Genomic DNA, 15,237 nt, shown 5'->3' on the forward strand with positions numbered 1-15,237 from the left:
CAACGGTTGAACTGTGCGGCGCGGTTTTAAAACTACAGCGCTTTTACAATAAGCCATTAGAAGATATCAGCGAAGAGCAGCTTCGTCAATACTGGCTTTGTTGTCAAAGTGAATTTGGCTGGAGCGCTGCAACACTGCGCATCAGTTACTCCGGCATACAACATTTTTTCAGAAAGACCCTTGTGCGTGAATGGAATATTTTCAACGACATCAAATGGAAACGAGAACAAACTTTACCGACCATTCTGAGTCTGGAGGAAGTCAGGAAGATTATTTATGCTCTTCCCACTGCACAAAGCCAGACATTTTATTTGACATTATATTCCATGGGACTGCGTTTGAGGGAAGCAACAACGCTTCAGGTCAAAGATATTCTTTCCGACAGGGGGCTTGTGCATATTCATGCCGGAAAAAGCGCGCTGGACAGGACTGTCCCTTTACCAAAAATTACTCTGCTCAGTTTACGTGAATACTATAAAACCCATGGCAATCCAAAATGGATATTCCCTGCCTTGGGCCGCAACGGCGGGAAGAACGCTGATCAGCCAGCATGATAAAACAAATCATTGGCTTAATCAGCAGATGAAAAAACTGCTGCCGACTCATTACTTCCTGTTAACGATCACACTTCCCTAGGGCCTTCGGGATGTTGTGAGATCTCACCAGAAGCAAGCTTATGGCGCCTTGTTTTTATGCACCAACAAAGCGCTGAAAAAATTAGCACAGGATAAGCGGTTTGTCGGATCTGATCGAATCGGATATCTGGCAGGCCTTCACACCTGGGGTGGCATGCTCCAGTATCATCCTCATTTGCACCTGGTCATTCCCGGAGGCGCATTGTCTGATAATAATCAATGGATTTCTTCCAGACAGGATCTATTTGTTCACACGAAACCGTTGGAGATCATTTTTAAAGCCAAATTCAAGGATGCAATGAAAAAAGCCGGGCTGCTTGTTAAAATAGATCCCGCAGTGTGGAAAAAACAATGGGTGATTGACAGTCAGGCCGTGGGCCAGGGACAAAATTCTTTACGATATCTTTCAAGATATGTGTTCCGGGTTGCCATCTCCAATAATCGTATCAAAAGCATTGAAAATGGTGTCATTGAATTTCTGTACAAAGACCGTGAAAAAAATAAATGGAAAAACATGACGCTGGATGCCATGGAGTTTATCAGAAGATTCCTGCAGCATGTTCTACCCAGGGGATTTATGAAAATCAGGCATTATGGTTTTCTCAACCCCAACAGTGCCTTATCCATTGAGAAAATTCGTGAACTCATTTCACTCATCCATGATATTATTGCACTTTTTACTGAAATCCCGGAACGGGAAATACCCGGGATTAAATGCAGCCATTGCGGACATGATTTAAACTTTATGTTCTTTGTAAAGCCTGAACCACGATGCAGACCCGGATAACTGGACAAAACTGACTATCTGGTTTTCGCTGTCGACTATAAAACAGCCCAAAAAACTGAATATCCCGGGCATGTCACAGTACCCGTGCGCCAATTGCGGATATTTGAATTTTAAACCCGGGTTTTACTGACAAAGACAGCCTGATTCTTGGTTTTTGCATCAGGAGGAAGGCACTTTTATAAAATTTTCATCCCATCTCGTCTTTCACACATCCTGCAAATCGATGACCTTTTCCCCTATTGATCCGCGGCTTCTTGAATCACAGGATTAGTACCGAGCCTCGTGCCTCGGCACGGTTACTAATCCTTCATTTGTTACATTTCATTTAGGCATGATAGGGTTTCTTATACAAAAGCAGATCTACCAAGGATAAGCAATTAATCCAATGGGTCTGATTGAACGATTTTAAAAGAGTGTATGGTTATTGCTTTTTTAGCATCAGGAAGTTTGATTTGTATTTTAACTTCACCCTCAGCTTTGATTCTAAATGGGGTTAATTTTACAAGCAATTTAGCATCATTATCATCTTTCGCTTTGTCCGGTGGTGCTACAAACTTAAGTTGTTCTGCTTCTACTTTTGGAGCTTTTACAATAACATTGATCTCAGATGTTTCCGTTTGCATTTCCTCAAGCGAGATCATTATAGCTAAACTAGGCAGAATATATGGAATTTCATCAACAACAAGATCTCTATCTTGTATCCCCATTAAGGAGATTTTACCATCGATTTCCAATCTAATATCGTCACAAACTAATGTGAATATTTTTTTTGCTATCTTCATATGTTTAATTTAATGCATAAAAAGGTTAGAAGTCTTTTCGTGATCCCAATCAGCGGTTCGGACTACATAATTTTTACTTTTATTGCTTCTCAACTGTTTCCCACCCTGAAAAATTGTTGAGACACAAGTTAATTGTTCTATCTTGTTAAGCCTTTTTTCGATTTGATACCAGCCCTTTCAAGGTTGTACTTATTTTCATTTTTTCCTTTTAGCAATAATCCTGGCAGTAGAGACATGAGGCGATTGTTTCATGTGCTTCCGCTTTAGCATTGCTTTCTTGGGTCCCCGTTTGTGTTTTCGATACGCTGACAGTTTTATTTGCCTTGCAAGATCTTGGATGAAATTCACATACTCCGCAACAGAGAGCGTTCGAAAATAGTGCCATTCATTTTCAGGCAGGGCGATCATCATGCCTCTGAATGTGGCTGAAATTTCATCTGCAATATAATACCCGGAGACTTCTTCATCTATTTTTTCAGCACCGTGTATACTGGCAAGAGCCCCTCTTACAGTTGCAATCACCATATAGGCTATCAGGGAAACACAAAATCCGAACAAGGCTGCACGCGGGTATCCAAGAGCGTTGATTTCAGAATTCAAATAGTCCGCCAGATATTGGAACGCTGTTTCGATTGTCCACCGACCTCTATAAACATCGGCAATTGTCGTGGCACTCGCTCCCTTTTCAGGAACATTTGTAATAATGGCAATTTCACTGTCCCCATCACGGGTTTCTGAGATCAACTGGACTCTTATCCGTCTGAACGTATGCTCTTTAGCGGAACTATCGATTACACAAATCGGTTGTTCAAAAACTTTTCCGGTTTCAATATCACCAATATGTTTCTCTTTTCCAAGAGTTTTCCAGGAATATTTTTTATGTTCCCGGATAACGAAAAAAGCATCTTTTGAGGCGATACCTGTAGTAAATTCCAGTGTGCAGAAATTCCGGTCAGCCACCCAGGCATCTCCGAGTGTGACAGTTTCCAATACGTCTGACAAAAGAGATCTCTCCTGAGAATGACCATCTTCACAGGGAAAAACATCCACAGGAAGACAAAGGCATGGATCATATACAACAAGAGATTTGCCCGGCAATGGACCAGCTGCCAGTGTTCGGAGTTCTTTTATACGGTGATGTGTTTTTTCAATACAGTTGCCATCGAGAAGCTTGACCCGAAATCCCGGCAGCGGTGATGCCTTTGTACCGCCGAGGCCTTCGATTATCTGAGAAATTTCCTGGGCAGCATATCGAACCAGTTCCGCTGAAGTGTGAGGTTCAATCCCATTGATCTTGTTGTAAAGAGATGTGATCGAAACCCCTATCTGGTCTTTGCTCGCCTGGTAGGCGGCATTTACGGATGGCCGGTTCTTGCAAACCACTTGAGACATGATGTCAAAAACACTGGAAAAAAGCAGGTCCTTTGTGTATTGTTCCTTGGCGGTACTGTCAAACCATTGATCCAGTTGTTCGGGATTGAAAATCCGTTCCATGGCACTGCGGGAAATGACTGAGACAGGACTTTCTTTGATGAATTGTTCAAAAACTGTGTTTAGCATTTTGATCTCCTTGAGATACAGGTCCAGGTTGTTTCCCTGGTTGTATCTGCTAGAATCAAAAATGTCTAGATTTATTTTCTGAATGCAATTCATTTAGTGATTTTCTCTTTAGTAATACCTTGAAAGGGCTGGATTTGATACTTAATATGATTTTCAGAAAGGAGTTGGACCATATAAGTATTTAAAGACACGCCTTCTCTCTCGGCCTGTTTGCTTAGTTTGGCATGAAGATTTTTGGGTAACCGCAATCGAGTTTGTCCGCTGTAGCTTTCAAACGTTTGTGGAGCAGGGATCTTGCAACCATCCTCCTTAAAGACTTCAATAAAACCTTTAAGGGCCATTTGAGCTTCTTCTATTGCTTCTTCAGGCGTTTCCCCATAAGCAGATAGGCCTGGAAATTCAGGAACGGTAGCTATATATCCTTCATCTTCTTCGCTATAAATGATATTAATAGAATATTTTTTCATAATTATTTATTCTCCTTGATTAAGTTATTGTCGTCAATAAAAGTAATCAATTGAGACACTTGATATTTTTTCGCCTTGCTATTGTCACGTTTATCAGGTTGAAAATTCATCATTTTTTTATAAACAGGATGTTTATAAATTTTATGACTTCCACTTTGGTTTCTAAATTCAAACCCGACTTCTTCTGCTAAATTACAGATTTCATGAAATTTTGCATTTGTCGACGATTCATTTAATTTTTTATATAATTTTATCTTTTTTTCTGTCATACATGTAATTCTTGTACCGTATACGGTACCAGAAAGTCAATATAAAATAGCAGTTTTTTTCCGTTCATTTGGTCCATGTTGTTTTATTGGGGTTGAAATGTAACAGTCATTATATATCATGACGTAAATGACAGATTCCTCCTCGCTTTCCAACCCTCATATGTTTTCCTTATTGTGATGTCAACAAAAATTACATATATTGACGATACGCTTTGACATATAATCAATAATTTCAGGAACACCATGACCACGAATCGCGAAACAGCCGACCTGGCCGGTTTTTGCCGTGCCCAGGGAATCAGTCCAGGGAAAATAAAATATTACACTGGATGGCTGGATCAATTTTTCCAGTTTTATCAGGGCGGAACAGATGATGTTTCAAACGAAGCTCTCATTGCTTTTCCTGTACCGGGAGGTTTTGGAAATAGAATTCGGGGATTTCAGAAACACGATCCGGGCAAAACAACGCACCCGCATCCCTGTGGTGCTGTCCAAAGAGGAGATCAGGGAATTGTTCAGCCATGTTTCCGGCATTCATGCGCTGATACTGAAACTGATATACGTCGGCGGCATGCGTTCACACCCTCCGGCATTCCTTTACCACGCACTTGCTTCAGGACGGATATGATATCCGCACCGTGCAGGATCTGTTAGGCCATAAGGATCTGAACACGACCATGATCTATATCCATATATTGAAGCGGGGACCCGGCGGCGTCGTGCGTCCGGCGGAATTTCTGAAATGACCGGGACGGGCCGGCTGCCTCCCCCCTACTGCCGGATGCCGGCTGTGGTGATCAGGTCCGAGGCTTCCGTGGCCAGGGTGAGCAGCACGGAGATATACTGTTTTTCGATGGCGTCCAGGGAATATTCTCTGGATGGAAAATCCAGGCTCACGGCCCCCACCACGGATTTGGTCTGCAAGTTCATCATGGGGGCCCCGATGCTGATCACACCGGTCATATATTCCTTGTTATTGATGGAATACCCCCGTGTCCGGGTGTTCCGGATATCTTTCCGGATCTCGTCGATGTCCGCCAGGGTGTGGGGGGTCAGTTTTTTGGGCACCAGGTCGGCAAAATAGTGTTCCAGGTCGTCGGGGCCCAGGTTGGCCAGCACGATCTTTCCCATGGCCCGGGCATAGAGTTCATCCATGATCAGGGGCAGGTGGAACGACACCAGGTTGGGCATTTCCCGGCGGTACAGGGAAATCAGCTTGAATCCGTCAATGAGCGCGGAATCGATGGATATGTGATGTTCGAAAAAGGTCTTGTCAATGATGGGCTTGATGCCCTGATAGATGTCAAACCCATGAAAGCATTCATGGCCCATTGAAAACGCCTTGGGCCCTAAGCGCAGGGATTTGTCAGTGACACTTTTGCGCAGATATCCCAGCTGGATCAGGGTGTTGACCAGACGGTAGGTGGAAGTTTTGTTGATCCCGGTTAGCGTGGAAATTTCCGTCAGGGACCGGGACGGGTGTTCCCGGCCGAACAGGTCTAAAATCGACAGGCCTTTTTCCAGGGTTTTAGAAAAATATTGGTCTTTTTTACTGGACATCTTATATCCTGATTGTTGTCTGATCCAGATGTATCTTATCATATAATGACGGAAATACGATCTGGTTTGTGTCATACTAAACACAGAATCTGGTGCATATCATATTTGGCAGTTCCATGAAATACAAAACATTGATAAAAATTTAAAAAAGGGGTTGACATTAATAAATATCTCTTTTAAATTCGATTATAGGATTGGAGTTACTATTATAGTAACAAATTTGAGTACTAAATCAAACAGAGGGGGAATTCGCATGAAAAAATTATTTCTTTTTTTAACATTGGCCGTGATGTCCGTTTGCCTGGTGATACCATCCCAGGTATTTGCTGAAAAAGTATTGAAACTGGGATTCGGGGATCCCATCAACTCCGACCAGGGTGCCATTGCCAAACAGTTCAAATACCTGGTGGAAGGGTACACGGGCGGTGATGTGAAAATTCAGCTCTTCCCGGGCAGCGCCCTGGGAAATGAAACGGAAATGCTCCAGAACACCCGCAGCGGCGAACTGGACCTGTGCATGCTCTCTGTCCCCAACCTGTCCCCGTTTTCACGGAAAATCAACATCCTGACCTTCCCTTATGTGATCAAGAGCATGCGGGATGCCGTCACCATCACCACGGGAAAACTGGGTGCACAATGGAACGACATCCTTCAAAAGGAAGCCGGAATCCGGATTCTGGCCTGGACCTATTCCAATTTCCGTCATCTGACCAATTCCAAACGCAAAATCACCAGTATGGCTGATCTGAAAGGCTTGAAAGTCCGGGTCCCCCAGAACGCCCTGATGATCGCATCCTATGAAGCCTGGGGCGCGAATCCCACCCCCATGGCATGGCCGGAAACCTTTACCGCGCTGCAGCAGGGCGTGGTGGACGGTCAGGACAATCCCTATATTGTCAACTACACCATGAAATTTCAGGAAGTACAGAAATACATCACACCGCTGCATTACCAGTTCTCGTTGCAGCCCATGATCATCGGTGAAAAACATTTTCAGAAAATGGATCAGAACCTCAAGGACATCCTGATCCGGGCCGGCATCGAAGCCCAGCAGTATTGTGTGCTGTTCCAGATGGAAGAATCTGAAAAAGCCCTCCAGGCCATGCTGGACGCCGGCATGGAATACAGTGAATTTTCTGACGAAGACAAAATGATTCAAGTGGCCAAGGAAAACGTGTGGCCTGAATACTATGACAAAGTCGGCGGCAAAGACGCTGTCATGGAAGTGGTGGCAGAGCTTGAAAAAGCGGATAAAGCCAGACAGGCCCAGTAATCACCTGCCTGGTATCAACGGTTGAAGCCGAAGAGGGTGCTCTGTAATCCAGGGCACCCTCCTTGAAAAAATTTTTTGGTGAGGAGCAGAAAAGTGACTCTCAGCCGCGTGCTTAAAACGTCAATCACGATCCTGGATAATATCGAAGGATATCTGTGTAAATTTTTCTTGAGCTTTTTTGTCATCCTCCTGTTCTTTCAGGTGATCATGCGGACCGTTTTCCAGAATTCGCTGGCCTGGAGCGAGGAAGCATCCCGGTTCGCCTTTGTCTGGTTCGCCTTTCTGGGCGCATCCTATGCAGCCCGGCTGGGGGCCCATAACCGGGTCACCTTTCAGTTCAAACTGTTTCCAAAAATCGTGGGCGATGTGTCCCAGCTCATCGCCGACGGCATATGGCTGGTGTTCAACGCCATCATGACGGTTAAAAGCATTGAAGTCATCCGGGATATGATGGAATATCCGTTTTATTCGCCGGCCCTGGATATCCCCATGCAGTATATTTACATGCTGTTTCCCTTCACATTCACCCTCATGAGCATCCGGATCATCCAGGTCAATATCCTGAAACACATTCTGAAAAGAGACATCGTGGATGTGGACGATATTTCGACAGATCTGGAAGATATCAAGCGGGACATGAAAATCGATTCAAACGATGAAGGGAGGATGGCATGATTTCATCGGTATTGTTCGGCGCATTCGGCATTCTTCTGGTGATCGGTGCCCCCATTGCCGTGGCCTTGGGCATGGCGGCCATGGCTGCATTCATGTCCATCGGCAAGGATGTGACCACCCTGGTGCAGATCGCCTATAACGCGGTCAATTCGTTTCCGGTCATGGCCCTGCCGGCTTTTATCCTGTCCGGGGCTTTGATGCAGGGATCCGGCATTTCCAGGCGCCTGGTGGCAGTGGCTGAAGTTCTGGCAGGCCGGATGGCCGGAGGCCTGGGTGCCTCCACGGTGCTGGCCTGCCTGTTTTTCGGCGCCATATCCGGGTCCGGTCCGGCCACCACGGCCGCCGTGGGCATGCTCATGATTCCGGCCATGACCAGAAAAGGATATGACCGCGGCTATGCCTCGGCTGTCACGGCGTCTTCCGGGGGCTTAGGTATTGTGATTCCCCCCAGTATTCCCATGGTGATCTATGGGGTGACGGCCAGCGTATCCATCACCCAGCTGTTCATCGCCGGGGTGTTTCCCGGCCTGCTCATCGCATCCGGTATCATTATTCTCAACTATGTGATCAGCAAAAAAAAGGGATACAAACCCAATGAGGACGAATGGTCTTTAAAGAAAACCCTGGTGACCATCAAGGATGGATTCTGGGCTTTGATGGCGCCGGTAGTGATTCTGGGCGGCATATATTCCGGGTTTTTCACGCCTACGGAAGCCGCCATTGTCTCGATTTTCTATACCCTGTTCGTGGGCATTTTCATCTACCAGGAGCTCAAACTGCCCGCCATTTTCAAGTCTTTGGATTCCACCACCTGGCTGTCGGGCCGGGTGTTGATCATCCTGTTCACGGCCCAGGCATTCGGCCGGCTCCTGGTGCAGTACAAGATCCCGGATGCCATTGCCGCCTGGCTGCTGGCCCTGACCGGCAATGTGTTCATTATCTGGGCACTGGTCATCATTTTCCTGATCATGATCGGCATGTTCATGGAGACCCTGGCCACCATAATGCTGGTGACACCCGTGCTTTTGCCGGTCATGACCAGCCTGGGCGTAGACCCCATCCATTTTGGCGTGGTACTGGTGATGTGTTGTGAAATCGGGTTTGAAACACCGCCGTTAGGGGAAAACCTGTTCATTGCATCCGGTATCGGAAAAGTGAGTATCGAAGAAATATCGGTCAAGGCGATTCCCTTTTCCATTGTGGAGATCCTGGCCGTGTTTACTGTGGCCTATATCCCGGGATTCTGCCTCTGGCTGCCCAAAGCGTTTGGATATTGATATCTTCAAAAGAATCAGAACAGATAATGACACAACAGATGCGTGACCTTAATCAAATATGGAGAACACGATAAATGCAGCATTTAAAAAAAGCGGTGAAAACCGCTGAATCCCACAGTGAAACCATCCGGCCGGCCGTTGAAAAGATGCTGGCCGATATCCGGGCGGACCGGGAAAAAGCCGTGGAAGCTCTGGCACTGAAGTTTGACAACTGGACCGACCCGTTCATTCTCAGTGAAGAGAAAAAACAGCAGTTGATTGACACGGTTCCGGACTCTGTCAAAGAAGATATCCGGTTTGCCCACCAGCAGGTGTCGGCGTTTGCCAAAGCCCAGCGGGACAGCATCAAAGAATTTGAAACCCAGATTTATCCCGGAGTCCGTCTGGGACAGCGCATTATTCCCATGGATGTGGCCGGGTGTTATATCCCCGGGGGCCGTTTCGCCCATGCCTGTTCCGCTGTCATGAGTGTGGCCACGGCCAAGGCGGCCGGTGTGAAAACCGTGATTGCCGCCTCCCCTCCCCGGGGAAAGAGCATTGATCCGGCCGTGGCCTATGCCATGGACATATCCGGAGCCGATATCATTCTGGAGATGGGCGGGGTCCAGGCCATTGCCTCCATGGCCTTCGGACTGTTTACGGGAAAACGGGCCAATATTCTGGCCGGTCCCGGCAATGCCTATGTGGCGGAAGCCAAGGCCCTGCTGGCCGGATCCGGTGTATGCGCCATCGATGTATTTGCCGGACCCACGGAATCCGCCGTGATTGCCGATAACACGGCCGATCCCATGACCATTGCCGTGGACCTGGTGTCCCAGGCCGAGCATGGGTATGACTCTCCGGTGTGGCTGTTCACTGACTCCAGACAGCTGGGGGAACAGGTATTGAAGATAATGCCCCATGTAATCGATGATCTGCCGGATCCGGAAGTGGCTGCCGCATCCTGGCGGAATTATGGGGAAATTGTCCTGTGTGACGACTGGCAGGAGATGGCTGCAGTCAGCGACCAATATGCCCCCGAACATGTCCAGGTGATGACCAAAGACAACCAGTGGTGGTGCGATCGCCTCACGGCCTATGGCTCTCTGTTTATCGGGGATTACTGTACCGTGGCCCAGGGAGACAAATGTTCGGGCACCAACCACATACTGCCCACCCGCAAAGCCGGGTATTATTCCGGCGGCCTGAACGTGCACAAATTTCTCAAAATCTGCACATTTCAGGAAATTGAAAAACAGGCCTGTCTGGAAATCAGCTCCCGGGCCTCCCGGTTGTCCCGGGTGGAGGGCATGGAAGGTCATGCCCGGGCCTGTGACTGGCGGCTGAAAAAATTCTTCCCGGATCAGGAATGGGATTTCAATGTCTATTCCCAGAAACATTACTCATAACCGTTGTCAGAATACCAAGGTGGATGGATATGCCTGTACAAACCGATCAACCCATGATGTTTTCAAAAAGCTTTACCCGGCAGGAACCCATTTCCCAGCCGGCCATTGACAGTGCCGTCCGTGTATTGCAGTCGGGACGGCTTCACCGGTACAATGTGGTCAAAGATGAGGTTTCTGAAACCGCGCTGCTGGAAAAAGAGTTTGCCGCATATATGGGCAGCCAATACTGTCTTGCCTGCGCCTCCTGCGGCAGTGCCATGTATCTGGCGTTGAAAAGCGCCGGGGTCAGACCCGGGGACCGCATTCTGTGCAATGCCTATACCCTGGCACCCGTGCCGGGCGCCATCCATAACACGGGGGCTAAAATCATTCTGGTGGAGATCACGGATGACTATACCATCGATTTTGACGACCTGGCGGCCAAGGCGGCGGAAAAGGATGTCAAATGGTTCATGATGTCTCATATGCGGGGCCACATTGCCGACATGGACCGGATCATGGAGATATGCCGGCAGCAAGGGATCACGTTGATCGAAGACTGCGCCCACACCATGGGGGCCCGGTGGAACGGAAAACTGTCCGGTTCTTTTGGCACGGCCGCCTGCTTCAGCACCCAGACCTACAAGCACATGAACTCCGGCGAAGGGGGTCTGCTGGTCACGGATGATCCGGACCTGATGGCCAGAGCCATCATCTATTCCGGGTCTTACATGAATTATGACCGACACCTGTCCCGGCCGGATGATGCCGTGTTTGAATCAATCCGGGAACTGGTGCCCAATTATTCCTGCCGCATGGACGACCTGCGGGCCGCGATTCTAAGACCCCAGCTCAAGATCCTGGATGACCAGTGCCAAAGGTGGAACCGGCGGTATCAGTTCCTGGAATCCCGGCTGAATCAGATCCCGGGCCTTTTCTGTCCAAAGCGGGACCCAAAGGAGCAGTATGTGGGCAGCTCCATCCAGTTTAACCTTAACACGGAGGATCCCACCGTGATCCTCCGGTTTCTGGATACCTGCCTTTTGCGGGGCGTGGAACTCAAATGGTTCGGCAACAAACGGCCGGTGGGATTCACCAGCGCCTACAGCAGCTGGAAATATTTTGACAATCTGCCCGAATTGCCTAATACTGACCGCATATTGGCCGGCATGTGCGACATGAGAATTCCCCTGACCTTTGATCTGGCGGACTGTGAATCAATTGCCCAGATCATTGCAGATGTGGCGGCCAGTGTGCTGCCCCGTGAACCTGAATAAAAAAATGGAGACCACAAACCATGAACAGACAGATTATTGCAACAGACAACGCCCCAAAAGCCATCGGCCCATATTCCCAGGCCGTGGCCGCCAACGGATTTTTGTTTACTTCCGGCCAGCTTCCCATTGATCCGGCAACGGGTCAGCTGGTGACAGGGACCATTGAGGAACAGGCCCATCAGGTTTTCAAGAACCTGTCCGCCATTGCCAAAAGCGCCGGCGCCGGGCTGGCAGATGCCGTGAAAACGACTGTTTTTCTGTCGGATATCAACAATTTCAAGGCGGTCAACGCCGTGTATGACCAGTATTTCACAGAACCGTTTCCTGCCCGCAGTGCGTTCCAGGTCGGGGCTTTGCCCCTGAACGCCGCCATTGAGGTGGAAGCGGTTTTTCAATTGCCGTCATAAAACAAGCACCATTTAAAAAAACAATATATAAAAAGGAACCCCATGAATTTTACACGATTTCCCAGACGGAAATATATTCAGACCCCCACTGCCATTGAACCCATGCCTGCATTGAGCCAGGCGTTGGGCGGAAAAGTCAACCTGTTTGTCAAACGCGACGACCAGCTGCCCGGTGCTGCCGGGGGCAACAAAACCCGGAAACTGGAATTCTGCATTGCCGATGCCATGGAAAAAAAAGCAGACACCATCATCACCTGCGGTGCCGTGCAGTCCAACCATTGCCGGCTGACCCTGGCATGGGCCGTCAAAGAAGGGCTTGACTGCCATCTGATTCTGGAAGAACGGGTAAAGGGCAGTTACAAGACAGATGCCAGCGGCAACAATTTTCTGTTTCAGCTGCTGGGAGTCAAGAGCATCGAGGTGGTGCCCGGCGGGAGCGACATGATGGGGGCCATGGAAAAAAAGGCAGCCGGGTTGTCTGAAGAAGGCAAAACGCCTTATATCATTCCCGGCGGGGCCTCCAATGCCATCGGGGCCTTAGGATATGCCGCCTGTGCCGCAGAAACCATGACCCAGCTCAATGACCTGCACTTAAACATTGATCACATTGTGGTGCCGTCGGGTTCCGCCGGGACCCACGCCGGCATGGTGGTGGGCATGACGGCCATGGAAACCGGCATCCCCGTGAGCGGTATGAATGTGTCCAGAGAAAAGATGGTCCAGGAAGAGATCGTTTACAAACTGGCAAAAGAGACCGCAGCCAAGCTGGGGGTCAAAAAGGAAATCCCCAGAGACAGTGTGGTGTGTTTTGACCAGTATGTGGGACCGGGATATTCCATTCCCACGGACAGTATGGTGGAGGCCGTGAAACTGTTTGCGCAGACCGAAGCGATTCTGCTGGATCCGGTGTACTCGGGCAAGACTGCGGCCGGCCTTGTTGATCGGGTGAGAAAAGGCCATTTCGCTCCGGGCACCAATGTGCTGTTTCTGCACACGGGCGGATCACCGGCCCTGTATGCGTACATGGATTCCTTCAGAAAATGATATAACCCTGCGGCCGCCTTGTATCGTCAGGCGGCCGCGCCAACAAACACGGCAGCCGAAAAAATGACACAAAAAAACGAAAAAGTGGCAGGCATCATCGGCGGCATGGGACCCGAGGCCACGGTGGACCTGATGCAGCGGATCATCCGCCTGACACCAGCCATGGATGACAAAGACCATATCCGGTGCATCGTGGACAACAATCCCAAGGTACCCTCCCGCATCAAAGCCATCATCGAAGGGAACGGTGAAGATCCCGGCCCGGTCATGGCGGACATGGGCCGGCGCCTGGAGGCATGGGGCGCGGATTTTCTGGTGATCCCCTGCAACACGGCCCATTTTTATTATGATGCCGTGCAGGAGGCAGTGAAAATTCCGGTAATCAACATGATTGATCTGGTGGTGAATCAGGTGAAGGCCGATTTCGCCAGGGAAACACACATCGGAATGCTGGCATCGCCGGCCGTGGCCATCACAAAACTGTATACCCGCCGGTTTGACACCCTGGGAATGACAGAAGTGTGGCCGGACAAGGAACACCAGGACCGGCTGTTCAATATCATCCGGCAGGTGAAAGCCGGAGGCATATCTTTGGATCTTCACCGCCAGTATGCTCAGGTCTGTGACCATTTAAAAGACCAGGGGGTTGGAGTGGCCATTGTGGCATGCACGGAACTAAGCGCCCTGGGCGGAAACGATCTGCCCCTTGACACCATTGACGCGTCCCAGGTCCTGGCCGAAGCGATCGTCCGGATGGTCAAACATCCATAAAAAAAGAGGGCGCCTGAAAGGTGCCCTCTTTTTTTTAACGTCATTTACTGCCTGAACGTATCCATATAAGCATACAAGGCAGGGGATCCGCCTGTATGAAGGAATAACACATTAGATCCTTTTGAAAAATGACCTTTACGCACAATATCAATGAGTCCTGCCGCTGTTTTACCTGAATAAACCGGATCAAGAAGAATGGCCTCATTTTTAGCAAAGAGCTTCACTGCTTCAACCATCGCATCTGTCGGTATAGAATAGCCAGGACCGACATACTGATCAAAACACACAATATCTTCACGCTTAACTCCACCTTTTATATCAAGCCTTTCCGCTGTATCCACTGCCAGTTTATAAACAATATCTTCCTGAACATTTTTGGCTCTTGATACGTTCACGCCACTAATAGGAATATTACCGTTCACACCTGTCATGCCGACCACCATACCTGCATGGGTGCCAGCAGACCCAGAGGGCACCACAATGTGATTTATTTTAAGCCGCATGTCATTGAGCTGGGTCATCATTTCTTCAGCGCAGGCTGCATATCCTGTAGCACCGATTGTATTAGAGGCGCCACCTGGAATGATATAGGGTTTTTGACCAGCAGCGGTAAGCTCATCCGCTTTTTTACCCATTTCCGCCATCATATCTGAACCACCTGCAACCACCGTAATACTTTTAACACCAAGCAGTTCAAACAAAAAATTGTTTCCGCTGGCATCTGTCTTATAAGAGCCTTTAACCCGCTCTTCAAGGACCAAATGACAATCAAGACCTTCTTTGGCAGACCAGGAGGCTGTCAGTCTTGCATGGTTTGACTGGACGGCACCACAGGTAATGATGGCATTTGCTTTCTTCTCAAGAGCATCTGCCATGCAGAATTCAAGTTTTCTGGTTTTATTGCCGCCACCGGCCCCGGGCAACAGATCATCGCGTTTGATATACAGATTGACATCTTTGCCAAGCACTTTACTTAATGCCGGCATAGGCTCAATGGGCGTTGGCCCCTGTAAATAGTTTCTCCTGGGGAATTTTGTAAAATTCATTTTGTATCCTCGCTTTTTAAAATATTAGTATTAATTTTCG

17 protein-coding genes and 1 pseudogene are annotated in these 15,237 nt (G+C 48.5%); 12 read left to right on the forward strand and 6 right to left on the reverse strand.

Going from position 1 to position 15,237, the window contains the following annotated elements; genetic code table 11:
- The first annotated feature begins 11 nt into the window (after positions 1-11).
- Positions 12-554, forward strand: a complete 543-nt coding sequence (locus tag DPO_RS13940; RefSeq protein WP_328284772.1) for a tyrosine-type recombinase/integrase — start codon at positions 12-14, stop codon at positions 552-554.
- 7 nt (positions 555-561) lie between these two features.
- Positions 562-1,422, forward strand: a pseudogene (locus DPO_RS13945) (IS91 family transposase); the annotation flags it as partial.
- A 377-nt stretch (positions 1,423-1,799) separates the two neighbouring features.
- Here DPO_RS13945 and DPO_RS13950 read toward each other — a convergent pair.
- The 4 genes from DPO_RS13950 to DPO_RS13965 all read right to left on the reverse strand — a co-directional run bounded on the left by DPO_RS13950 (position 1,800) and on the right by DPO_RS13965 (position 4,500).
- Positions 1,800-2,204, reverse strand: coding sequence for a DUF6941 family protein (locus DPO_RS13950; protein WP_040011934.1), 405 nt, complete (start codon positions 2,202-2,204; stop codon positions 1,800-1,802).
- A gap of 195 nt (positions 2,205-2,399) precedes the next feature.
- Positions 2,400-3,764 carry a transposase gene (locus tag DPO_RS13955; protein ID WP_040011531.1) on the reverse strand — a complete coding sequence of 455 codons (1,365 nt, stop codon included), beginning with the start codon at positions 3,762-3,764 and terminating at the stop codon, positions 2,400-2,402.
- A gap of 89 nt (positions 3,765-3,853) precedes the next feature.
- Positions 3,854-4,231, reverse strand: a complete 378-nt coding sequence (locus DPO_RS13960) for a type II toxin-antitoxin system HicB family antitoxin (protein ID WP_006966653.1) — start codon at positions 4,229-4,231, stop codon at positions 3,854-3,856.
- 2 nt (positions 4,232-4,233) lie between these two features.
- Positions 4,234-4,500, reverse strand: coding sequence for a type II toxin-antitoxin system HicA family toxin (locus tag DPO_RS13965; protein ID WP_006966654.1), 267 nt, complete (start codon positions 4,498-4,500; stop codon positions 4,234-4,236).
- A 370-nt stretch (positions 4,501-4,870) separates the two neighbouring features.
- Here DPO_RS13965 and DPO_RS13970 point away from each other — a divergent pair, with 370 nt between their 5' ends.
- Together DPO_RS13970 and DPO_RS13975 are read left to right on the forward strand one after the other, a co-directional pair.
- Positions 4,871-5,128 (forward strand): hypothetical protein, encoded by a 258-nt coding sequence (locus tag DPO_RS13970; protein WP_006966655.1) that lies wholly within the window; start codon positions 4,871-4,873, stop codon positions 5,126-5,128.
- Positions 5,109-5,246, forward strand: coding sequence for a tyrosine-type recombinase/integrase (locus tag DPO_RS13975; RefSeq protein ID WP_006966656.1), 138 nt, complete (start codon positions 5,109-5,111; stop codon positions 5,244-5,246). Before DPO_RS13970 ends, DPO_RS13975 begins: the two co-directional genes overlap by 20 nt.
- 25 nt (positions 5,247-5,271) lie before the next feature.
- Here the strand turns inward: DPO_RS13975 and DPO_RS13980 are convergent, their stop codons facing one another.
- The gene (locus tag DPO_RS13980; RefSeq protein WP_006966658.1) at positions 5,272-6,060 is read right to left on the reverse strand and encodes an IclR family transcriptional regulator; all 789 of its coding nucleotides are present in this window, start codon (positions 6,058-6,060) and stop codon (positions 5,272-5,274) included.
- A 253-nt stretch (positions 6,061-6,313) separates the two neighbouring features.
- Between DPO_RS13980 and DPO_RS13985 the strand changes: the two genes are divergently transcribed.
- The 8 genes from DPO_RS13985 to cuyB all read left to right on the forward strand — a co-directional run bounded on the left by DPO_RS13985 (position 6,314) and on the right by cuyB (position 14,151).
- Positions 6,314-7,333, forward strand: a complete 1,020-nt coding sequence (locus DPO_RS13985; protein WP_006966660.1) for a TRAP transporter substrate-binding protein — start codon at positions 6,314-6,316, stop codon at positions 7,331-7,333.
- 93 nt (positions 7,334-7,426) lie between these two features.
- Entirely contained in the window at positions 7,427-8,008 is a 582-nt protein-coding gene (locus DPO_RS13990; protein WP_006966662.1) for a TRAP transporter small permease, read from the forward strand.
- Complete coding sequence (locus tag DPO_RS13995) at positions 8,005-9,285, forward strand: TRAP transporter large permease (protein WP_006966664.1); 1,281 nt, start codon at positions 8,005-8,007, stop codon at positions 9,283-9,285. The genes DPO_RS13990 and DPO_RS13995 overlap by 4 nt, the downstream gene beginning before the upstream one ends.
- A 74-nt stretch (positions 9,286-9,359) precedes the next feature.
- Positions 9,360-10,673, forward strand: coding sequence for a histidinol dehydrogenase (gene hisD, locus DPO_RS14000; RefSeq protein ID WP_006966666.1), 1,314 nt, complete (start codon positions 9,360-9,362; stop codon positions 10,671-10,673).
- A 29-nt stretch (positions 10,674-10,702) separates the two neighbouring features.
- A complete protein-coding gene (locus DPO_RS14005) occupies positions 10,703-11,929 on the forward strand; it encodes a DegT/DnrJ/EryC1/StrS family aminotransferase (protein ID WP_006966668.1) in 1,227 nt (408 codons plus the stop codon).
- A 20-nt stretch (positions 11,930-11,949) separates the two neighbouring features.
- On the forward strand, positions 11,950-12,336 hold the full coding sequence (locus tag DPO_RS14010) for a RidA family protein (RefSeq protein WP_006966670.1): 387 nt from the start codon (positions 11,950-11,952) through the stop codon (positions 12,334-12,336).
- A 42-nt stretch (positions 12,337-12,378) separates the two neighbouring features.
- Entirely contained in the window at positions 12,379-13,380 is a 1,002-nt protein-coding gene (gene cuyA, locus DPO_RS14015) for a D-cysteate sulfo-lyase (protein WP_006966672.1), read from the forward strand.
- Positions 13,381-13,443: 63 nt separating this feature from the next.
- Positions 13,444-14,151 (forward strand): cysteate racemase, encoded by a 708-nt coding sequence (cuyB, locus tag DPO_RS14020; RefSeq protein ID WP_006966674.1) that lies wholly within the window; start codon positions 13,444-13,446, stop codon positions 14,149-14,151.
- A 44-nt stretch (positions 14,152-14,195) separates the two neighbouring features.
- On the opposite strand, the gene cuyA (DPO_RS14025) is transcribed toward cuyB, so the two are convergent.
- Positions 14,196-15,197: a D-cysteate sulfo-lyase gene (cuyA, locus tag DPO_RS14025; RefSeq protein ID WP_006966675.1), complete on the reverse strand. Its 1,002-nt coding sequence runs from the start codon at positions 15,195-15,197 to the stop codon at positions 14,196-14,198.
- Positions 15,198-15,237: the final 40 nt, after the last annotated feature.

This window comes from Desulfotignum phosphitoxidans DSM 13687 (assembly GCF_000350545.1).
GTDB classification, from domain to species: Bacteria; Desulfobacterota; Desulfobacteria; order Desulfobacterales; family Desulfobacteraceae; genus Desulfotignum; species Desulfotignum phosphitoxidans.